The organism is Breoghania sp., assembly GCF_030066895.1.
Lineage (GTDB): Bacteria > Pseudomonadota > Alphaproteobacteria > Rhizobiales > Stappiaceae > Breoghania.
The window spans coordinates 61,565-80,568 of sequence record NZ_JASJAV010000004.1 but is presented as its reverse complement, the minus strand read 5'-3'; the positions used below and the strand labels follow the sequence as shown (position 1 = coordinate 80,568).

Below are 19,004 nucleotides of genomic sequence, written 5' to 3'. Positions count from 1 at the left end.
CGTCAAAACAGTGCGGAAAAGAGAACATCTTGTCCGACCACGCCGAAACGGAACGGGCTCCCCTCCCCCGTCAATCTCTCCAGCACGGGGCCAGGGACTGATGTCAAAGGGGTCGTTCCGAACGGCGTGCGGTGAAGTGAAGGTCAGCTCAGCGCAGACCTTCGACCTTGTCCATGAACCGTTTGACGCGGGCTTCGTCGACATGGTTCCAGGTGTTGCCGTCGACCTTGAAATGCGTGCCGATGACACAGCCGCTGGCAACCGACATGACGTCGGCCACATTGTCGATGTTGACGCCGGTGTTGGCGAAAACAGGCACATCGGTCACGGTCTCGCAGACCTTGCGCAGATCCGACTGATTGGCCGGCTGGCCGGTGATCGACCCGGAAACCAGAACGGCATCGGCGAGCGAGGAGAAGACCGCGCTCTTGGCGCGCAGCTCGATCGGACGCTAATCGAGCGAATGGGCGAACTCGGCATTGATGTTGAAGAGCATCTTCATCTTCTTGCGGCCGAGATTGGCGCGAAGCCGCGATGCGGAGGCGCAATCGGATTCCCAGATGCCCATGTCGGAGGCGAAGACGCCGGTGAAGATCTTCGGCTTGATCGCCATGACGACGGCGGTCATCGCGAAAATGCTCTCGGGCGTCCCCTTGAAGACGTAAGGACGATCGTTTTCGTTACCGAACGTAAAATCGCACCGACTCCGCCAGCCTGCAGCTTCTCGACGTCCTTGGACGCGTCCTCGATCAGTCCGCCCATGCCTCGGTCCGATATGAGCCATAGCTATAACGGCTTTCTTCTTCGAGCCGAAAAAGTCGAAAATCATCGAATTCCCCTTATGGGTATGCGAGAGGCAGGACGCTTTCAAAGGGCCGGCTCAGAAGCCAGCAATCTGTACATCGACATTGGCGGCGGCGAGAGCTGAGGCGAGATCGGCGGGAGGCGGCGCATCGGTCACGACCACGGAGGCCGCCTGAAGAGCGGCGACGCGGGCAGTGGACATGCGGCGGAACTTGGAGGAGTCGCACAGGACGATGCGCTTGGCGGAACGCTCTATATAGACGCGCTTCATTTCGATCTCTTCGAGCGAGTAATCGAAGAACCCCCTCGCTCGCCATGCCGGACGTCCCCAGCACGCTGACCTCGAAATAGAACTGGGAGAAGTATTCCACCGCGACAGGCCCGTTCATGGACATCTCGTCGGCGCGTATGCGACCCCCGGGCACATAGACTTCCGCCGAGATTTCTGCGAGCGTCTCGGCAATGCGCAGGCTGTTGGTGAAGATCCGCTTGCGACGCAAAACCTCCGGTGCGGAGGTTATCTTCTGAGCGGCCATCAACGTGCTCATGCCCACATCCATGGCGATGGTGCGATAGGGCGAAAGCAGTTCCGTCGCCTTTGCCGCGATACGCGCCTTGAACGTCGGCTCGACATCGTCGATGACCTGCAACGGCCCACCTGCGGGCGGCACCGCGCCGCCATGAACGCGCTCAAGAAGGCCCTCACGCTCCAGCTCTGTCAAATCCCGACGCACTGTCATGTCCGAGATCCCGAAATCGCGCGCGATTTCGGCAACAGTGACCGAGCCGCCCTTAATGCAGGCGCTTGAGAATCTCGTTCATCCGTACCTGCGCAAGCGTTCTGGCCTTTTCGGAAAAGGTCATCGCAATTTCTCTACCCATGTCTGGTCGCTGCTTCGGGCGCACACTGCCTATGTGTTCAATTCACCCTCACGGTACAGACACAAGGCATGAAAATCAAACATTTATGTTGTTTTTAATGTTCGTTTTGTTTTCTTACTGCGGCAAAGGAGAGCACCTGATGTCCCCCAACCAAGCTTCCCGCCCAGAGTTATCCCGATTTGAAGGCCAAGAAGGCCATCGTCACCGGCGGCACCGTCGGTATCGGATTCGCAATTGCCCGCGGCCTTGCCGCCCAGGGCGTCACCATCACGATCGCCAACCTCAACGAGGATGCGGCCAGGAAGGCGGCGGAAGCCCTGCCCGGCACGCATTATGCTCAGGCAATCGACGTGCGCGAACGCTCTTCAGTGGCGAACGCCTTCTCCGCCGCCATCAAGGAGATGGGCGGGCTGGATATCCTGATCGCGAATGCGGGCGTATCCACCATGCGTCCCGGAATCGACCTCACCGACGAGGACTGGGACTTCAATATGAACGTCAACGCTCGTGAATATGAACGTCAACGCTCGTGGCTTTTTTCTTTGAAATCAATGTTTTGCGTGGCACTTTCTTGAGCAGGGCCACGGCGTGATCACGAACACCGCCTCGCTGGCCGCCAAGGTCGGCGCCCCGTTCCTCGCGCATTATTCCGCCAGCAAGTTCGCCGTCGTCTGCTGGACGCAGGGGCTCGCCCGCGAGCTCGCGCCGAAGGGAATTCGCGTCAACGCCGTGTGCCCCGGCCTCGTCAAGATGTCCATGCAGGATCGCGAGATCCAGTGGGAAGCGAAGCTGCGCGGCATGACCCCGGAAGAGGTCTTTCAGGACTATATCGATCAGACGCCGCTCGGCCGTATCAAGACGCCGGAAGACGTGGCGGGCGTCGCCGTCTTCCTGTGTTCGGGAGCGGCCCGCTTCATGATGGGGCAGACTCTGAACGTCACGGGCGACATCTACACGACCTGATCAACATTTGTTCGAATGTAAGCTTGTAAGGTTTGTTTATGTTCGATTACTCTCAAAGAAAACACCGCGACGAGCCCATCGGGAAAGCGTATGGCAAACATCCAATTGCAGACGGTCACAAAGGCATTCGATCCGGACGTCTACGGCGTCAAGGACGTGGACCTTACGATCGAGGACGGCGAGTTCATTTGCTTTCTCGGTCCCTCGGGATGCGGAAAGTCCACGACGTTGCTGATGATCGCCGGTCTGGAAGACGTGACCAGCGGTCGTATCCTGATCGGAGATCGGGACATGACGCGCACCGCGCGATCGCAACGTCGCGGTGGTGTTCCAGAGCTATGCGCTCTACCCGCATATGAATGTTCGCCAGAACATGGAATTCGGACTGAAGATGCGTGGCCTTGCGCCTGAAAAGCGCAATGAACGGATCGATATCGTCAGCGGCATTCTGGGGCTCACGCCGTATCTGAACCGCAAGCCTGCTGCCTTGTCGGGCGGACAACGTCAGCGCGTGGCGCTCGGCCGGACGATGGTGCGCGAGCCCAACGTCTTCCTTATGGACGAGCCGCTGTCGAACCTCGATGCGAAGCTGCGCGCCGAAATGCGGCTGGAACTGATCAAGCTCCACCGCCGTCTCATAGGCACCACTGTCTTCGTCATCCACGATCAGGTCGAGGCCCATAACCATGGGCGATCGGATCTGCATCATGCGCGACGGCCACCTTGTGCAGGTCGGCAAGCCGCTGGACGTCTACGCCAATCCCGTCAACACCTTCGTCTCTCAGTTCCTCGCCTCTCCGGCCATAAACCTGCTGGATGCGACGCTGGAGGAAGTGGACGACACATGGCAGATTGCCTCTCCGCTTGGCCGTTTCCCGCTCTCCGAGGCCCAGGCCAAGGCCTACGAGGCAGCGCGCGGCCGGAAGCTCCTCATGGGGCTTCGCCCTGAAGAGATCCATGAGGAAGACGGGCCGGGTCGCGTTGCCTTCGAGGCGGAGATCGTCGCAGTCGAGGCTCTGGGGACGGAGAAACATCGTCGTCTTCAACATCGCCAACCTGGAATTCAGCACGCGGCTTGGGCGGCGGTTCATCCCCGTGTCGGGGACATAGGTCCAGCTCTACGCCGACCCCTTGCAAATTCACCTCTTCGATGCCGAAACGACGCGGGCTTACCCCCGCCACTCGAGCGAGGAAAGCTAGGGACATGCGCAAGGTCATCTCCCATCTCGGGCTCCTCTTCTTCTGCGCGGTGGTGGTGCTGCCGATCCCGTGGATGGTAAGAACGAGATTGGTGCCGGAGTACCTGTCCTACAGCACCGAAATCCTGCCGGACCTGACCTTCGAAAATTACATAGCGCTCTTCACGACCAAGCATTTCGGCACGAACTATCTGAACTCGATCATCGTCGCGGTCGGCTCAATGATCATATAGCCATACCGCTGACCTGCACGACCGGGCATGCCTTTACCCGCTTCCGCACCAGCAGCCGGGCGGGCCGTTTCACGGTTCTGGCCACACAGATGCTGCCGCCAGTGGCGCTGGCGCTTCCCACCTTCATGTTCTACCGCACCATCGGACTCACCAATTAGCTGCCCGGCCTGATGCTGGTCTATGCGGCACTGAACCTGCCGTTCCTCACATGGATCGTCATGGGCTTCTTCGAAGCCGTGCCGGCAGATTTCGACGGAGTGGCCATGACCGACGGGGCAACCGCCTGGGGCGCCTTCTGGCGCGTCATGTTGCCGGTTGCAGCCCCTGGCATTGCGGCGGCGGCCGTGCTCGGCTTCATCCTGTCGTGGAACGAATTCCTCTTCGCCCTGATCCTGGGCGGCCGGCGAATGGTGACGGTGCCCGTCGCGCTCGCCTCGCTTCAAACCTCCAACGGCGTCGAAATCGCCAAGGTCTCCGCCGGTGTCTCACTCGCCATATTGCCCATGATGATCGCTTCGCGCTTTATCCAGCGCTATCTCGTCCAGGGGCTCTCCTTCGGCAGCGTAAAGTGATTGCCGATTTGGCCGTAAAGGCCCCCCGCATCCCCTTGCCAGAGAGGTTGCCCCATATGATCACATACAAATTCACCTTCTGCGGTGCGCTAGCAGCGGGTCTGCTTGCATCCACCGTCATGGTCAATGCGCAGGACATCACCCTCCACGCCCTGATGGAGGACATGCCGGAGACGACCATCATCGAAGGCATGCTGACGGAATTCACCAAAGAAACCGACATTAAGGTCGAATTCGAAAAGGTCGGCTACGGCGACATGCACTACAAGCTGGTGGCCCAGCTCGTGTCCGGCGAGAGCTACTACAACGTGCTTTCGGTCGATTTCCTGTGGGCGGGCAAATTCCCGGCAGCAGGCTGGCTGACGGACCTGAACCCTTATGTAGAGAAGTCGGGCTTCGACACGGCGCCCTTCATTTCCTCCACCATGGACCTGCTCGGCTCCTCCGAGGACTCCATGCCGATCCTGCCCATGTACAACTATTCCATGGGCGTCATCTATCGCACCGACCTTCTCTCCGACAAGAAGCTCACCGACGCCTACAAGGCCAAGTTCAGCAAGAAGCTGGAGATGCGTCGACGCTGGCCGACTATGTTGAACTTACCAAGTTCATGAAAGCCAATGCGGGCGTGGCGGGCGCCGCCATGCAGGGTCAGAAGGACGACCCCAATGCGATGGAATTCTCCAACTACCTGTTTGCCGCCGGCGGCGATTATCTCGACGGCGACGATATCGTCCTGAACAGCGATGCGGGCGTGACCACGCTCGATCTCTATGTCGATGCGATCCAGAACGCAGCCCAGATCAGTGCGCTGTCGGCCACGCTCAACAACACGATCGCCTGATGTGCTCCGGCGAAGCCTTCTCCATGGTCACCTACTGGTGGATGCTGCCGCAGCTCGACAATCCCAAGACCTGCCCGGCGGTTGCGGGCAAGCTGAAGCTCGGCGTCATGCCCGGTGGACATGGTGAAAGCGGCGGCTGGGGCTGGGACATTCCCGCCAACGTCTCCGATACCGACAAGGACGCAGCCTGGAAGTTCATCTCCTGGGTGCAGGGCAAGAAGGTCGCCATCAAGCGAGCACTCGAAGGTCATGTGCCGGTTCACTCCGACGTGTTCGAGGACGAGGCCGTGCTGAATAAGTACCCCTTCTATGTCGACGGCATGAAGATCGTGGCAAGCGGCAAGTCCTTCCCGATCTTCACCTACTCCGCCCAGTATGAAGATGTGCTCGGCACGCAGATCTCGCTGGCCGCCAGCGGCGACGCAACCTCTGAAGACGCCATTTCGGCGGTGGCTCAGGGGCTCGACGACCTGCTGTCCAAGTAATCCGTCTTTCAAGAACGACCCAGGCCCCGAAATCGGCGGGGCCTGGGACTTTTGCCTTATTCGCGCAGGAGAGCGTGCATGTCTCTTTTCAGCTCGTTGGATCTTCGCAGACGCACCGGCTGGGCCTTCGCCGCCCCCGGACTCTCCGCGCTCGCCATCACAATGGGCTTTCCGCTCCTCTATGCGCTGGCGATCTCCCTGTCGTCCATGACCCTGTTGAAGCCGCATCTCGCGCCCTTCGCCGGTCTCGACAATTTCCTCTCGATCATGAGCGAGAGCCTCTTCTGGCATTAGCTCTTTCTGACGATCCGCTACTCCGTCGCGACCGTGGTCGGCGAATTCTTCATCGGGCTAGCGATCACGCTAATGCTCAACCGGACCTTTCACCTGAAGCCGATCTATTTCGCGATCCTGACGCTGCCCATGGCCATGTCGCCAGTCGCCGTCGCCCTGATCTGGCGCATGCTGCTTCAGACCAACCTCGGCATCGTCAACCAGATGCTCGTGGGAGCCGGTCTGCCCGCCGTCGATTGGCTCGGCAGCTCCGATCTTGCTTTGTCGACCATGGTGGGCATCGATATCTGGCAGCAGACATCCTTCGTCGTGCTGCTGCTGTCGGCGGGACTGGCGTCGCTGCCCAAGGATCCGTACGAAGCCGCGGAAGTGGATGGGGCCAGCACCGTTCAACAGTTCTGGTACATCACCCTGCCCCTGCTGAGGCCCATCTCGGCCATCGCGATCATCATTCAGCTGATCAACGAATTCCGGACCTACAACCTGATCTACGTTCTGACGAAAGGCGGGCCGGGCGTTTCCACCGAGCTGCTGTCCTTCTTCGCCTACAAGCGCGCCTTCCAAGGGCTTTCGCTCAACGAAGGCAACGCAACCGCCTTCATCCTGTTGCTGATCGTTCTGGTGATCACGGTCGTCTTCTTCATGCGTCTGGAACGCAAGGACTGAGCAAAACGCGTGCCCCGGTTTCCGGGGCATTGCATCTGCGTAGCAGCTCTCTTTCGGTTTTTATGACTTTACAGGCGCTGCGCTCATGTAATTTATGCGCCATCCATGCATTTGCAGAATACTTGACCAATCGGCGCGAAGCTCATGAACACCCAGATCACCCTCAAACAGTTCGAAACCCTGTTCTGGATTTCTCGCCTGGGGACATTCGAGCGCGCGGCTTCACGCCTGGCGACCTCGCAATCGGCGGTCTCCAAACGCATGCAGGAGCTGGAGCGCGCCTCAAGCATCGAGATCTTCGACCGCAGTCAACGCGGAGCGCGCCTGTCGTCAAAGAGCGAGGAGCTCCTTGCCATTGCCGAAAAGATGCTCGATCTGCACGATCAGATCGCCGACGTGCGCCAGAGCGATGCCGGCCGCCCTCACCTGCTTCGCCTCGGCGTGACCGAATTGACCGCGATGACAGAGCTTCCCCGCCTCGTCGGTACGCTGCGCGACCGCTATCCGGCGCTCAAGATCACACCGACCGTCGAAATGAGCCGCACGCTGTTTTCCGCACTTGAGGACGATCAGCTTGATCTCATCATCGTTCCCGGAGCCTTCCGCCTGCCGGAATTCTTCTCCCTCCCTCTGGCAGCGGTGGAGAATGTCTGGATGGCGAAGAAAGGGTTGATCGATACCAGCCAGGCCCGCTCTCTGCGCGAACTGGCCGATTATCCGATGCTGATGCAGGAGACGAAATCGGGCTCGAGCATTCTGTTCAACAAATGGCTTCAGGCACAGGGAATTGCGGTCCAAGAGGCCATGACCTCCGACAGCATGACCGCGCTTCTCGGGCTTCTTGTTGCAGGCTTCGGTGTCAGCTACCTACCCGCGCGCTGTTTCTCCTATCTGGTCGATGAGGGCCTGCTGGAGGTCATTCCGACCGAAGAGCGTTTGCCGCCGGTGCCCTATGCTGCGATGTACCGCGAAGATCGCCCGCACTCCCTGATCCACAAAGTTGCGGAAGTCGCCGCCGAATGCGCCTATTTCGATCGCAGCTACCAGAGCTGACGGACGTAGCGGACATCAGGATCATACCATGCCGGAATGTTTTGCTAGTCGGTATCATCTCTTTTTCTTGAATATGAGCCCGGACTACCTTTTCGCCTCGTTCGTTCGAGGTATCAAGGTTCCCCCAAAATGGCGATCGCGCTTTCTAAGAAAGTCCAGACTCTCAAGTCGTCGGCGAGTATTACTGCCAAGCAGCGTGTTACTGAATTGCAGGCCCAGGGCCGCACCATCCTCGATTTTTACTCTGGGCGAACCCGATCAGGATACCCCAGACGCGATCATCGAAGCAGGTGTTGCTGCGCTGCGCAGCGGAGACACCCACTATACCGGCTCTGCCGGCAAGCTGGATCTGCGCAAGGCCATCTGCGAGAAGCTAGCGGGCGATAATGCGGTCACCTACACGCCCGACGAGATTGTCGTAACCTCCGGCGTCAAGCAGATCATCTTCGAGGCTTTCGCAGCGACCCTTCAGCCCGGCGACGAGGTCATCATCCCGGTTCCCTACTGGGTGAGCTATCCCGACATCGTCCGCCTCAACGGTGCCACGCCGATCGTCATCGAATGCCTCGCCGAATCCGAGGTCATCCTGACGCCGGAAGCGCTGGAAGCTGCTATCACGCCGAAGACCCGCTGGTTGATCATCAACTCGCCCTCGAACCCAAGCGGCGCGGTTCTCAGCGAGGCGCAGTGGAAGGGACTTCTGGATGTCCTGGCCCGCCATCCGCATGTCGCGGTCATGACCGACGAGATCTACGAAAAGATCGTCTTCGACGGCGTGCAGAACAAGACGCCGGTCGCCGTCGCGTCGGACATGAAGGACCGTTGCCTGATCGTCAACGGCATGTCCAAGGCCTATGCGATGACCGGCTGGCGTATCGTCTATGCGGCCGGTCCCGCGCCCCTCATCAAGGCGATCGTCAAGCTGATCCGCCAGTCCACCACCTGCACCTCGGCCTTCGTGCAGATCGCAGCCGCCGCCGCCCTTCGCGGTGATCAGGAGCCCGTGGCGAAGATGGTTGAGATCTATCGCGAACGGCGCGACCTGATCGTGTCGCTGCTGAACGATATCGACGGCGTGAACTGCTCCATGCCGGGCGGCGCATTCTACATCTTCCCCGATATCCGTCAGGTTCTCGGGCGCAAGGGGCCGAACGGGGCGATTTCGAGCGATCTCGAACTCGTCAACTACCTGCTCGACGAGGCGGGCGTCGCGGTGATGGACGGCACGTCCTACGGCATGCCGGGCTTCCTGCGCCTCTCCTTTGCGACCTAGGCCGACACGATCAGTTCCGGTTGCGCGGCAATCGCCAAACTTTCCGACTAAAATTCAGAAAGCCAGTCAGATGACTACGTCCAACCCCGACAAGGAAACCGTTGACCACCTGATCGCGGCCTTCAAGGAATGCCCTGTCCCCAATATCAGCGACAACCTCGAGCGCGCCGTCGGCACGCGCGGCCTGCGTCCCTTACACAAGGGTGGCCGCATGGCAGGCCGCGCGCGCACCGTTCGTACCAATGCCGGTGACAACTTCTTCATCTACAAGGCGTTCGAGCAGATCGAGCCAGGTGATGTGGTCGTCGCCGATGGCGGCGGATACAAAGAACGCGCGCTGATCGGCGAGATCATGTCCGCGATCTCCCAGTCCAAGGGCACGGTCGGCATGGTTCTCGACGGCGCCATTCGCGACGCGGATGCGCTGGCGGAAAGCGATTTCCCGATCTTCGCCCGCGCTGCCTGCCATCTCGGGCCCTACAAGAACGGCCCGGACAAGCTCAACGAGCCGGTGAGCATCGGCGACCTCGTGATCGCACCGGGCGATATAGTTGTTGGCGACTGCGACGGCATCGTCGCCTTCCCGCCCTCAATCGCCAACGGCACCTACGCGGGCGCCTACGGTAAGTAATTCAAACGAAGGTGCCGCGCCGGGAACGGCGCGGCATTATTGTATTTTCGACGGTATGATGCGGACCGTTTGCGTCACACCCGCCAATCGAAGCAATCCACCATGAGTGATCCCGACCACCGCATTTCCTATCTCGGAGAACGGGCGCTGTTGTTCGACGTCGCCGGTCCGATGAGCCTTGAAGTCCAACGACACATCTGGGCCTTTGCCCGCGCGCTCGACCAACGTGACGAGGTCAAGGAAACGGTGCCGGGCGTCCACAGCGTGCTGACGATTCTGCACGACAAGCAGGTCGTCGAGGCTTTCGAGCCGACGCTTGCCCGTATGTGGGACGAAGTTCAGCCTCTGGACGAGCCCAGTCGGTTGATCGAGGTTCCCGTCTCCTACGGCGGAGAGATGGGCGAGGCTCTCGCCGATATCGCGGCCGGACGCGACCTGACGATCCGCGAGGTCGTCGATATCCATTCCGCTCCCGAATACACGGTCTTCGCTTTGGGAAGTCAGCCGGGCCTCGCCACGCCGCGCCGCAAGACGCCGCGCCTGAGCGTCGTTGCAGGCAGCATCATCATCGGCGGGGCGCAGGCGGGCGTCCTGTCGCGCACCTCGCCTTCCGGTTGGCACATCATCGGCCATACCGAACTCAGCTTTTTCGATCCCGATTCCGAGACCCCGTCGCTGATCGCGCCGGGCGACCGCATCCGCTTCTGTCCCGTGGAGGTGTTGAGTTGATTGAAGTCATCAATCCCGGCCCCATGGCCAGCATCCAGGATCTCGGCCGCGGCGGCTATCGCAGCATCGGCGTCGGTTCTGCCGGAGCGATGGATACGCGCTCGCTGCGGATCGCCAACCGCATGATCGGCAATGATGACGACTCAGCTAGACTGGAATTCACGTTCGGCGATTTCGAACTGCGGTTCACCGAAGACATCGACATCGCAATCGCTGGTGCCGAGGCCGACGTTTTCGTCGATGACGTCCAGGTCCCGAACTGGTGGGCACAAACGATCCGCAAGGGCAGCCGCGTGCGTGCAGGCATGTCCAAAAAGGGCATGCGCATCTATATCGCCGTGGGCGGCGGTGTCGACGTCCCCTTGGTGATGGGAGCCCGCACCTGCGATCTGAAGGGACGCTTCAGCGGCCTTGAGGGACGCATGCTGCAGGCGGGAGACCTTTTGCAGGTCCTGCGTCCGCGTCTCTGCGCCGCCATCGACGGTATCGGCGTCACCCCGGAATTTCATCCGGAGCTCTTCGCCACAGACGAAAGCGGACGCGTTCTCCGCTTCATTCCGACCGCGGAATGGGACGACTACGACGAGGCCAATCAGCGGCTCTTCACCGAAACCGATTGGATCGTTTCCTTCTACAGCAACCGCAACGGATGCCGCCTTGAAGGGTCGCAACTGGTCCCACGTGAGCGCCGCGAACTGCTGTCGCACGGGATCCTTCCCGGAACGATCCGGCTTCCCCGCCCTCCGGCCTCCCCGTCGTCCAGCTTCAGGAGGTCAATACGTGCGGCGGCTATCCGAAGCTCGGCGTCGTCATCGAGGTCGATCGGCACCGCCTGGCGCAGGTCCCTCTCGGCGAGACGATACGCTTCACGCCCTGCACGCTCCGTGAAGCCCGTGCAGCCGACGCCAAGGAAGAACACCTGATCCTGTCGATCTCCCGATAAACGATTTTCCAGTTCCAACTGGTCCTTTCACTGAGAAGAACAAATCGAATGAAAACCATCGACGTCAATTCCGACCTGGGAGAAGGCTTCGGTCCCTATGTCATCGCCGACGATGCGGCTCTCATGCCGCTGGTAAAATCGTCAAATATGACAACCAGCGGCTATGCCGGTGATCCCGCCACCATGGATCGCACCCTGACCCTGGCAAGCGAGAACGCCGTCAGGATAGGGCCCATATCGGCTATCCGGACAAGGCGGGCTTCGGACGGCGGAAATTCCAGATGTCATTGAAAGATCTGGAACTGATGGTGATCGCCCAGCTCGGCACGCTTTCTGCGATTGCAGCCCACCGGGGCGCCCGGCTGACCCATGCCAATTTCCACGGCGCGCTCGGCAACCTATCTTTTGCCGATGTCGATGTCGCAAAGACCCTCATCGGCGCGATCAAGGCGTTTGATGCCAACCTGAAATTCATTTTGGCCTGCCGGATACGGAAGCCTCGCGCGAGGCCGAACGTTAGGGATTGACCGTCATCTGGTCGTTCCTCGCCGATCGCGGCTATACGGCGCCAGGACGGCTGGCACCGCGCGGCGTGCCGGGCGCTGTCATCGATGAGCCCGACGCCGTCCGTCGCCGGGTCGCGGAGGTCCTGTCGAGCGGCCACCTGAAGACGGTCACGGGCGAGGAAATGAAGATCCCCGTCGATTCCATTCTGGTCCACAGCGATACGGCCGGGGCCCTTGAACTGGCCCACGCCATTCGCGCCGGCACTACCGACGCTGGCTGCACGATCGCGCCCTACGCCGAGTGATCGGCCCGCAATAGGCAGTACCCCAAGCTTTTCGACATGTTTAAAACTGCCACTGTGGCCTTGGCTGTTTTGTCCGTCGCCATGATTTCGAGTGCAGCCCAGGCTGAAAACTGGGATCTCCCGCTCTCCTGGCCGGACACGAACTATATCAGCGTCAGCGCTCAGAAATTCGCCGACGAAGTCAAGACGGCAACCGACAGCCGCGTGGAGATCACGCTGCATACCGGTTGGTCGCTCGGTTTCAAGGGGCCGGAAATGCTGTCGACGGTCGGCGACAGGCTTGTGCCCATCGGCAACATGCTGCTCAACCAGCAGGTAGGCACCGAACCGCTTCTGGGCATGACGTCCCTGCCCTACTTCCTCGGTTCGTTCGGCGAGCTGAAGCAGTTCAACGACTACTTCCACCCGACGCTTGAAAAGCTGATGGAAAAGAACAACCAGAAGCTTCTCTACACGATCCTGTGGCCGCAGCAGCAGATCTGGACCAAGACCGAGGTCACCGACCTCAAGTCTCTGTCCGGCATCAAGATCCGCTCCTACGACCGTGCCTCCACCGACGTGTTTGCCTCTGCCGGCATGACGCCCGTGCAGCTGCCCTGGGGCGAAGTCATCCCCTCCCTGGCTGCCGGTGTCATCGACGCGGTTGCAACGTCTTCGCCGTCCGCCGTCGACGGATCCTTCTGGGAATTCATCAAATACGGATACCCGACCCGTCATACTTGGAACATGAATGCGATGACGGTCAACCTCGATCGCTGGAACGCACTCAGCAAAAAGGACCAGAAGGCCATCACGGATCTCGCTTCCAAGCTTGAGCCGAGCTTCTGGCAGGCAGTGCAGGACGAGGACGCCAAGAACATGGCGACCCTTAAGGAGCCATGGCATCACGCTCGCTCCGATCTCCGACGAGCTTCGCAAGGAGCTTGCCGACCGCGCCGCACCGCTGCGCAAGGCTACTCTCGACAAGATGGGCGCCGATGCGAAGGCGATCGTCGAAGGCTTCAAGCCGGAATAACAACGCGCGCAGCCCGGGTGAATTGATTTCGCGCGGGCCGCGTTTTTGTAACCACAACCTGAGAGACCGATAAGGAAGACGAGCCCAATGCCGTTTCTTAATCTGATTGACCGGCTGTCCAGAGTTCTTGCGTTTCTGTCGGGGGCCGTGGTGTTTGGCATCGCGTTGCTGGTCTGCACCGAGATCGTGTTGCGCAATATCTTTGACGTGAACCTTTCCTTCGTCTGGGAAGTTTCCGTCTACCTGCACATGTCCGCGATCTTCCTTGGCGCGGCCTGGACGTTGCGCACCGGCGGCCATATCCGGGTGACGCTGCCGCGCGGGGTTCTGCCCGGCATCTTCGAGTGGCTCGCCACGCTGATCAACCTCGTGATCTTGGCTTACGTGACAAACGCGCTCTTGCAGTTGGCCTGGGGCTACTACGCCACCGGCCACACCTCCAGGCCCACTACAGATATTACGCTGGTTTATCCGGCAGCTTTCATCGCGTTCGGGTCTCTTCTTCTCACTGTTCAGATTGCCTTGCGGCTCGTTCACTTGGTCATGGGAGGACCAGTCGAACTCGATAGTTCGCATGAAGGCGACAACGCGCCCATCATGGACTGAATTATCGTATGTCCCTTCCTTCAATCGTGGCCCTCACTTCTCTGCTTGTCATTCTCGCCTCCGGCGCATGGGTTGCGCTCGGGCTGATGGGTGTCGGCATCTTCTCCCTTGAGCTGTTCCGCTCCATTCCGGTCGAGAAGCTGCTGGCTCAAGCCATCTGGGACGGCGTCTCCTCGGCGGAACTGCTGGCCCTGCCGCTATTCATCCTGATGGCCGAGCTGCTGTTCCGCTCCTCCTTCATCAACGATCTGTTCTCCGCACTCGAACCCTGGGTGCGTCGATTGCCGGGCTCGTTGCTCCACACCAACATTCTGGCTTACGCGTTCTTCGCTCTTTTTTCCGTGTCCTCCGCAGCCACGACAAGCTCCGTCGGCCACATCACGATTTCGGAACTGGACGGTCGCGGCTACGACCGTCGGCACGCTGGCCGGTGCCGGTACACTCGGGTTCCTGATCCCGCCCTCGATCGTCATGATCGTCTACGGCGTGATGTCCCAGACCTCCGTGCTCAAGCTGTTTACCGCCGGTATCGTACCGGGGTTTCTGCTGACCGCCTGCTTCATGACCTTCATCGCCGTTCTGGCGAAGGTGAAGCCGACGCGCGTGCCCGCTGCAACCGGCGACAATTCGAACATCTGGCGCGAACATCTTCAGGGCATGCCGAGCCTGCTGCCCTTCCTGATCCTGATCGGATCGATCCTCGGCTCTATGTATGGCGGCATCGCCAGCCCGACGGAGGCTGCCGCGGTTGCCGTCGTCGTCACCATCGTGCTGATGGCAATCGAGCGCTCGCTCACCTGGAGCTTCCTGAAGGACGCGACTGTTGGAACGGCTCGCACCATTTCCATGCTCGGCCTGATCATTGCGACGGCGAGCTTCCTCGCCTCGGCAATCGGCTTCCTCGGTATGCCGCAGGCCGTGTCCGCCTTCATCAACGGTCTCAACCTGCCGCCGCTTGGGCTGATCGCACTGCTGATGGTCGTCCACATCGTGCTCGGCAGCTTCCTGGAAGGCATGTCGATCATCGTGATGACGATCCCGATCGTCATGCCTCTGGTGGTGCACGCTGGGTACGACAAGATCTGGCTCGGCGTGTTCCTGATCCTGATGGTGGAACTGGCGCAGATCTCGCCTCCGGTGGGCATGAACCTGTTCGTGTTGCAGGGATTGACGGACCGGCCGCTTTCTTCGGTCGTTCGCGCAGCCTTCCCCTTCTTCGTGATCATGCTGTGCTTCGTCTACTTCCTGGCGGTCGTCCCCAAAGTCGTCAGCTTACTGCCGAACCTTCTGTAAGCGCCCCCCAAAAGTCGGAGCCATAGTTCGCAAGCCACCCTCGCAGATCGCCGGGGCGGCTTGTTGCGTTTCAAATGCATGTTAAGTGTTTCGACCATCCCTGACATGTGTTACCGTTGTGCCCAGCGAAGATGCAGAAAGCCGGAACGGCGCGCTCTTCGCGGACATCAGCGATGTCGCGAGAAGAAGGACAACGTGACGGGAATCGCAAAAGGCCTGAACAGGCGCTCGATGTTGCGCGGAACGGAGATCGCCGCATTGGCCGCCCCCGCGTTCATTGGAAAGGAATTAGCGAAGGGAACCGTCACCTGGCGGGTGCAGTCGCACTGGCCGAAGGCCTCCAGTTCGTTCACCAAGAGCCTCGGCGTATTGGCGGCAGAAGTCGACAAGCGCACCGACGGCGCCTTCAAGCTGGAACTCTTCGGCGCCGGTGAGTTCGCCAAGGGCTCAGGGATCTACGACCTCGTGCACCGCGGCGTTCTTCCCATGGGAAGCATCAGCCCCTCCTACATACAGGACGACGCGCAAGCCGCGTCCTTCATGTACGGCATTCCGGGCACCTTGCGCCAAAGCTGGGAAATGCAGCACGCGGTGAAGAACCTTTGCATCGAGGCGCTGGTGAACGAGGACCTCGCCCCCAAGGGCGTGCGGATCATGGCGGAAAAGGTCCTGCCGACCGAACTGACCGTCAAGAAAATCGAGAATGCCGACGACTTCCGCGGCCTGAATCTTCGCTCATCTGGCACGATGCTCGACTATCTGGCCCGCGCGGGCGCCGCCCCGCAATACATCCCCGGATCGGAACTCTATCAGGCGCTCAGCTTCGGCACCGTGGACGGCGCCCACTGGGGCGCTGCAGTCGGGGCGAAATCCATGTCGCTGTGGGAAGTCTGCAAGTACCACGTCAAACCTCCGCTTGCGCAGACGACCGACGCCTACATCATCAATCTCGATGCGCTGGAAGGCCTCGACGACAACATGCGCACCGCGCTCATCGACGCGATCGAGATGCGGTTCTTCGCGCGCTCGGTCGAATACGTCCACGCCGAGGCCGTCGCTCTGTCGCAAGGGATCGAGGAAAACGGGATCAAAGTGATCGAACTTCCCGACGACGTCCTGTCCGTTCTGACCAAGGCCTCGACGGAGATCCTCGACACGGAAGCCGAAAAGGGCGAGCGCGCTGCCCAGGCGGCTGATGTCTACAAGGGCCTGATGGCCGATCTCGGCTACGCCTGAGCGGCGTCGAAGAGCAGGCCGGCGCATCTCTCGTTGCGCCGGCCACACCTTCCAAACAGATGGCAAGAGATCTTGGGGCGCGCCCGCGCTCCGGTCTGCTCGTCATGAACCATCCGGTGTTCCTGTATGCTGCCTGTCGCTCGGGCCATCACCCGATTGAACCTCTGGGTCGGCAAATGGGCCTCGGTGGCCATTTTCGCCGTCTTCGTTCTGCTGCTCACGGATGTGGTGCTGCGGTATCTCGTCGGCCGCCCGGCGATCTGGACGGCAGAGTTAGCCGTCGACGGATGCGAGAAACTGCCTGATTGGCCGCCCAACGCCCTCGAGGGCGACGAGAAACGTGTCGTGTCCCTGGATTGCAGTCAGGCGAACCATCTCGGCATCCACGTTGCCGAGGTTCAGACCATCCGCAATGGCCTGTTGCTGCGAAATCGGAAACAGCAAGTCCGACTCCACCCCGATGACAAGGGCGTTCTGCAACCGGATGCACGACAATGCGAGATCGAGATCTTCGACCACAGCCTCGCTTAGATCGAAACGATCAAGCGCCCGACTGAGATAGAGATAACAAATTGGGATCGTAGGAGTCGACGAACCCGTTCGCCTGATGCCGAAGGTAGCTTTCGATCATGAATTCCGGGTCGCAGAACTCGCCGGTTTGTTCCCAGGTATCCCATTCACCGGCAGAATCGCGTCCGAACCGCAACTGGAACTCATCGGCCGACCGGTAGCTCAGCGTGCCCAACATTCGTGCCATGGCCATACCGTTGCGCAGATCGAGCAGATCCGTGTACCTGCCTCGTCGCCACCCCGGATCACGACAGATTGCCTGACGTTGAAGCGATCGCAACGCGATCGCAAAGGTTGTCGCATGAGCAGCACCCGAAATGTTGATATGACTGCGCGCACAATCGGGATGGCGACTGAGCAGCGACAGCGCACTCACCCCTCCCCCCATCGAGGCATCGACCAGACAGGAAGCTGCTCGCCCCCCAACACATGCAGAACGATCGCCGCAGCATCGACAATGTCCTCAATGCTGAGATCGGGGAAATCGAGCCGATATTCTCGACTCGTCTCCGGGTTGATCGAGGCCGGCCCCGTCGACCCGAAACACCCGCCGAGCGCATTCACGCAAATCGAGCGCATTCACGCAAATGACGTACCACCGGTCCGTATCAACCGACTTGCCCGGGTCAACCACTTTCTCTCACCAACCGGGGGTGTTGTCGTGCCCATGCGAGGCCGCATGGGCGCTGGCGGAAAGCCCGCTCAGGATGAGAACCGCGTTGTCACGCGCCGGCGACAGCCGTCCCCAAGTCTCATAGGCCATCCGCGCCTGCTGTAATTCTCCGCCGCACTTCAACTTGAAGCCATCCGGCAAATTCACAAAATGCGTCGAAACAGGAACGATCTCACGTGTCGGATGTGGTGAGCTTAAACCCGTCATCGAACCACCCACCCGTCACTTTGCCGGTTCGAGTAAGCGCTCAGATTCGAACGCTGCGAGCCATTTGTCATCCGAACCCTCGTTCAAATTGTCGAAAAAGAAAGTCGAGAGATAGCGCTCTCCAGTATCCGGCATCATCACGAGAATGACCGAGCCCTCGGAGGCAGTTTCAGCCACTTCGAGGGCCGTGACAACGGTCGCACCTGCGGAAATCCCGATAAAGATGCCTTCCTCGGAGGAAAGACGGCGCGACATGTCCCTTGCGGCCACATCGTCGATCTTGCGCAGTTCGTCGATCACGGTCCGATCCATGACGCTCGGCATGAAGTTGGGCGCGAGCCCCTGGATTTCGTGGATATTCCAGACCCCGTCTTGAAGGATCGCGGTATTCGCCGGCTCAGTCGTGACGATCCGCACATCAGGGCGCACCGTCTTGAGCATCTGGCCGACGCCAGTCAGGGTGCCGCTGGTCCCGAAGCCGGTCACGAAATAGTCGAACCGTCGGCTTGCGAAATCACTGAGGATCTCGGATGCCGTCGTCATGCGGTGGAATTCCGGGTTCGCCGGGTTGTCGAACTGACGAGATCGGAACCAGCCGTAGCGCTCGGCCAATTCGTCGGCGATCTTGTTTCCGCCGTTGCTGCCCAATTCGCTGGGGAACAGAATGACCTTGCCACCATAAGCCCGGATCAGCTTGCGCCGCTCCACCGAATATCTGTCGCCCATGACGGCAACGAACTTGTACCCCCGCGCAGCGGCAACCACCGCCAGCGCGATGCCGAAATTGCCCGACGTGCATTCGATGATCGTGTCGCCGGGATTGAAGGCCTCAACCTTGGCGTAGACTTCAACGTGTTTGGGCGCGATGTGGTTCAGGCGGACGATCGGCGTGCGGCCGGTCGTGTCGAAAATGGAATTTAAAATAGTTATATTTACTACTCTTATCTGGTTGCGCATTCAGCAGGGGCGTAATGCACCGGACTGTCCTTGCCGATTGCCGGAAGAAATGCTGGTTGCCGAGG

Annotated in this window: 24 protein-coding genes and 5 pseudogenes; 24 read left to right on the top strand and 5 right to left on the bottom strand. The window is 60.2% G+C overall.

The genetic code is table 11. From position 1 onward, the window contains the following. Nucleotides 1–148: 148 nt before the first annotated feature. Both QNJ43_RS07675 and QNJ43_RS07670 read right to left on the bottom strand, forming a co-directional pair. A pseudogene (locus QNJ43_RS07675) lies at nucleotides 149–829 on the bottom strand (BtpA/SgcQ family protein). Nucleotides 830–880: 51 nt separating this feature from the next. Then, nucleotides 881–1,553, bottom strand: a pseudogene (locus tag QNJ43_RS07670) (DeoR/GlpR family DNA-binding transcription regulator). A 312-nt stretch (nucleotides 1,554–1,865) separates the two neighbouring features. On the opposite strand from QNJ43_RS07670, the pseudogene QNJ43_RS07665 reads away from it, so the two are divergent. From QNJ43_RS07665 to QNJ43_RS07545, 24 genes and pseudogenes are all read left to right on the top strand, one after another. Further along, nucleotides 1,866–2,649: pseudogene (locus QNJ43_RS07665) on the top strand (SDR family oxidoreductase). Between the two features lie 90 nt (nucleotides 2,650–2,739). Beyond that, a complete protein-coding gene (locus QNJ43_RS07660; RefSeq protein WP_300468781.1) occupies nucleotides 2,740–3,060 on the top strand; it encodes an ATP-binding cassette domain-containing protein in 321 nt (106 codons plus the stop codon). Then, nucleotides 2,975–3,598: an ATP-binding cassette domain-containing protein gene (locus tag QNJ43_RS07655; RefSeq protein WP_300468779.1), complete on the top strand. Its 624-nt coding sequence runs from the start codon at nucleotides 2,975–2,977 to the stop codon at nucleotides 3,596–3,598. The genes QNJ43_RS07660 and QNJ43_RS07655 overlap by 86 nt, the downstream gene beginning before the upstream one ends. Then, nucleotides 3,483–3,929 carry a hypothetical protein gene (locus tag QNJ43_RS07650; RefSeq protein ID WP_300468777.1) on the top strand — a complete coding sequence of 149 codons (447 nt, stop codon included), beginning with the start codon at nucleotides 3,483–3,485 and terminating at the stop codon, nucleotides 3,927–3,929. Before QNJ43_RS07655 ends, QNJ43_RS07650 begins: the two co-directional genes overlap by 116 nt. Beyond that, entirely contained in the window at nucleotides 3,854–4,081 is a 228-nt protein-coding gene (locus QNJ43_RS07645; protein WP_300469058.1) for a hypothetical protein, read from the top strand. The genes QNJ43_RS07650 and QNJ43_RS07645 overlap by 76 nt, the downstream gene beginning before the upstream one ends. Before the next feature lie 170 nt (nucleotides 4,082–4,251). After that, nucleotides 4,252–4,653: an ABC transporter permease subunit gene (locus tag QNJ43_RS07640; protein ID WP_300468775.1), complete on the top strand. Its 402-nt coding sequence runs from the start codon at nucleotides 4,252–4,254 to the stop codon at nucleotides 4,651–4,653. 56 nt (nucleotides 4,654–4,709) lie between these two features. Next, entirely contained in the window at nucleotides 4,710–5,267 is a 558-nt protein-coding gene (locus QNJ43_RS07635; RefSeq protein WP_300468773.1) for an extracellular solute-binding protein, read from the top strand. Further along, nucleotides 5,264–5,497 carry a hypothetical protein gene (locus tag QNJ43_RS07630; RefSeq protein ID WP_300468771.1) on the top strand — a complete coding sequence of 78 codons (234 nt, stop codon included), beginning with the start codon at nucleotides 5,264–5,266 and terminating at the stop codon, nucleotides 5,495–5,497. Before QNJ43_RS07635 ends, QNJ43_RS07630 begins: the two co-directional genes overlap by 4 nt. Further along, the gene (locus QNJ43_RS07625) at nucleotides 5,497–5,982 is read left to right on the top strand and encodes a hypothetical protein (protein WP_300468769.1); all 486 of its coding nucleotides are present in this window, start codon (nucleotides 5,497–5,499) and stop codon (nucleotides 5,980–5,982) included. Before QNJ43_RS07630 ends, QNJ43_RS07625 begins: the two co-directional genes overlap by 1 nt. Nucleotides 5,983–6,060: 78 nt before the next feature. Continuing rightward, a complete protein-coding gene (locus tag QNJ43_RS07620) occupies nucleotides 6,061–6,276 on the top strand; it encodes a hypothetical protein (protein WP_300468767.1) in 216 nt (71 codons plus the stop codon). 33 nt (nucleotides 6,277–6,309) lie between these two features. Beyond that, nucleotides 6,310–6,942, top strand: coding sequence for a sugar ABC transporter permease (locus tag QNJ43_RS07615; protein ID WP_300468765.1), 633 nt, complete (start codon nucleotides 6,310–6,312; stop codon nucleotides 6,940–6,942). 144 nt (nucleotides 6,943–7,086) lie between these two features. Further along, the gene (locus QNJ43_RS07610) at nucleotides 7,087–7,995 is read left to right on the top strand and encodes a LysR family transcriptional regulator (RefSeq protein ID WP_300468763.1); all 909 of its coding nucleotides are present in this window, start codon (nucleotides 7,087–7,089) and stop codon (nucleotides 7,993–7,995) included. Between the two features lie 196 nt (nucleotides 7,996–8,191). Continuing rightward, the gene (locus QNJ43_RS07605) at nucleotides 8,192–9,268 is read left to right on the top strand and encodes a pyridoxal phosphate-dependent aminotransferase (protein ID WP_300468761.1); all 1,077 of its coding nucleotides are present in this window, start codon (nucleotides 8,192–8,194) and stop codon (nucleotides 9,266–9,268) included. Nucleotides 9,269–9,338: 70 nt separating this feature from the next. Continuing rightward, nucleotides 9,339–9,899, top strand: coding sequence for an RraA family protein (locus QNJ43_RS07600; protein ID WP_300468759.1), 561 nt, complete (start codon nucleotides 9,339–9,341; stop codon nucleotides 9,897–9,899). Nucleotides 9,900–10,001: 102 nt separating this feature from the next. Next, nucleotides 10,002–10,628 carry a 5-oxoprolinase subunit PxpB gene (pxpB, locus tag QNJ43_RS07595; RefSeq protein ID WP_300468758.1) on the top strand — a complete coding sequence of 209 codons (627 nt, stop codon included), beginning with the start codon at nucleotides 10,002–10,004 and terminating at the stop codon, nucleotides 10,626–10,628. After that, nucleotides 10,625–11,551 carry a biotin-dependent carboxyltransferase family protein gene (locus tag QNJ43_RS07590; RefSeq protein ID WP_300468757.1) on the top strand — a complete coding sequence of 309 codons (927 nt, stop codon included), beginning with the start codon at nucleotides 10,625–10,627 and terminating at the stop codon, nucleotides 11,549–11,551. The genes pxpB and QNJ43_RS07590 overlap by 4 nt, the downstream gene beginning before the upstream one ends. A 68-nt stretch (nucleotides 11,552–11,619) precedes the next feature. Beyond that, nucleotides 11,620–12,098: pseudogene (locus tag QNJ43_RS07585) on the top strand (LamB/YcsF family protein). Beyond that, nucleotides 12,095–12,382, top strand: a complete 288-nt coding sequence (locus QNJ43_RS07580; protein ID WP_300468755.1) for a LamB/YcsF family protein — start codon at nucleotides 12,095–12,097, stop codon at nucleotides 12,380–12,382. The pseudogene QNJ43_RS07585 and the gene QNJ43_RS07580 overlap by 4 nt, the downstream one beginning before the upstream one ends. A gap of 60 nt (nucleotides 12,383–12,442) precedes the next feature. Next, complete coding sequence (locus QNJ43_RS07575; RefSeq protein ID WP_300468753.1) at nucleotides 12,443–13,423, top strand: TRAP transporter substrate-binding protein; 981 nt, start codon at nucleotides 12,443–12,445, stop codon at nucleotides 13,421–13,423. Between the two features lie 61 nt (nucleotides 13,424–13,484). Then, a complete protein-coding gene (locus QNJ43_RS07570) occupies nucleotides 13,485–14,003 on the top strand; it encodes a TRAP transporter small permease (RefSeq protein WP_300468751.1) in 519 nt (172 codons plus the stop codon). Nucleotides 14,004–14,011: 8 nt separating this feature from the next. Then, nucleotides 14,012–14,368: pseudogene (locus QNJ43_RS07560) on the top strand (TRAP transporter large permease subunit); the annotation flags it as partial. A 106-nt stretch (nucleotides 14,369–14,474) separates the two neighbouring features. Beyond that, nucleotides 14,475–15,296 carry a TRAP transporter large permease subunit gene (locus QNJ43_RS07555; protein ID WP_300468747.1) on the top strand — a complete coding sequence of 274 codons (822 nt, stop codon included), beginning with the start codon at nucleotides 14,475–14,477 and terminating at the stop codon, nucleotides 15,294–15,296. Between the two features lie 195 nt (nucleotides 15,297–15,491). Further along, a complete protein-coding gene (gene dctP / locus QNJ43_RS07550) occupies nucleotides 15,492–16,532 on the top strand; it encodes a TRAP transporter substrate-binding protein DctP (protein WP_300468745.1) in 1,041 nt (346 codons plus the stop codon). Nucleotides 16,533–16,688: 156 nt separating this feature from the next. Then, entirely contained in the window at nucleotides 16,689–17,063 is a 375-nt protein-coding gene (locus tag QNJ43_RS07545; protein WP_300468743.1) for a hypothetical protein, read from the top strand. A 10-nt stretch (nucleotides 17,064–17,073) separates the two neighbouring features. On the opposite strand, the gene QNJ43_RS07540 is transcribed toward QNJ43_RS07545, so the two are convergent. The 3 genes from QNJ43_RS07540 to QNJ43_RS07530 all read right to left on the bottom strand — a co-directional run bounded on the left by QNJ43_RS07540 (nucleotide 17,074) and on the right by QNJ43_RS07530 (nucleotide 18,939). Then, entirely contained in the window at nucleotides 17,074–17,478 is a 405-nt protein-coding gene (locus QNJ43_RS07540) for a hypothetical protein (protein ID WP_300468741.1), read from the bottom strand. A 264-nt stretch (nucleotides 17,479–17,742) separates the two neighbouring features. Beyond that, nucleotides 17,743–17,994: a hypothetical protein gene (locus tag QNJ43_RS07535; protein ID WP_300468739.1), complete on the bottom strand. Its 252-nt coding sequence runs from the start codon at nucleotides 17,992–17,994 to the stop codon at nucleotides 17,743–17,745. 3 nt (nucleotides 17,995–17,997) lie between these two features. Next, a complete protein-coding gene (locus QNJ43_RS07530; RefSeq protein WP_300468737.1) occupies nucleotides 17,998–18,939 on the bottom strand; it encodes a pyridoxal-phosphate dependent enzyme in 942 nt (313 codons plus the stop codon). Nucleotides 18,940–19,004: the final 65 nt, after the last annotated feature.

Bases quoted from the DNA above. Each gene is read 5' to 3' on its own strand.
- QNJ43_RS07660 (WP_300468781.1), top strand. From the start codon at position 2,740: ATGGCAAACATCCAATTGCAGACGGTCACAAAGGCATTCGATCCGGAC.
- QNJ43_RS07645 (WP_300469058.1), top strand. From the start codon at position 3,854: ATGCGCAAGGTCATCTCCCATCTCGGGCTCCTCTTCTTCTGCGCGGTG.
- QNJ43_RS07640 (WP_300468775.1), top strand. From the start codon at position 4,252: ATGCTGGTCTATGCGGCACTGAACCTGCCGTTCCTCACATGGATCGTC.
- QNJ43_RS07635 (WP_300468773.1), top strand. From the start codon at position 4,710: ATGATCACATACAAATTCACCTTCTGCGGTGCGCTAGCAGCGGGTCTG.
- QNJ43_RS07630 (WP_300468771.1), top strand. From the start codon at position 5,264: ATGAAAGCCAATGCGGGCGTGGCGGGCGCCGCCATGCAGGGTCAGAAG.
- QNJ43_RS07625 (WP_300468769.1), top strand. From the start codon at position 5,497: ATGTGCTCCGGCGAAGCCTTCTCCATGGTCACCTACTGGTGGATGCTG.
- QNJ43_RS07620 (WP_300468767.1), top strand. From the start codon at position 6,061: ATGTCTCTTTTCAGCTCGTTGGATCTTCGCAGACGCACCGGCTGGGCC.
- QNJ43_RS07610 (WP_300468763.1), top strand. From the start codon at position 7,087: ATGAACACCCAGATCACCCTCAAACAGTTCGAAACCCTGTTCTGGATT.
- QNJ43_RS07600 (WP_300468759.1), top strand. From the start codon at position 9,339: ATGACTACGTCCAACCCCGACAAGGAAACCGTTGACCACCTGATCGCG.
- pxpB (WP_300468758.1), top strand. From the start codon at position 10,002: ATGAGTGATCCCGACCACCGCATTTCCTATCTCGGAGAACGGGCGCTG.
- QNJ43_RS07570 (WP_300468751.1), top strand. From the start codon at position 13,485: ATGCCGTTTCTTAATCTGATTGACCGGCTGTCCAGAGTTCTTGCGTTT.
- QNJ43_RS07555 (WP_300468747.1), top strand. From the start codon at position 14,475: ATGATCGTCTACGGCGTGATGTCCCAGACCTCCGTGCTCAAGCTGTTT.
- QNJ43_RS07530 (WP_300468737.1), bottom strand. From the start codon at position 18,939: ATGCGCAACCAGATAAGAGTAGTAAATATAACTATTTTAAATTCCATT.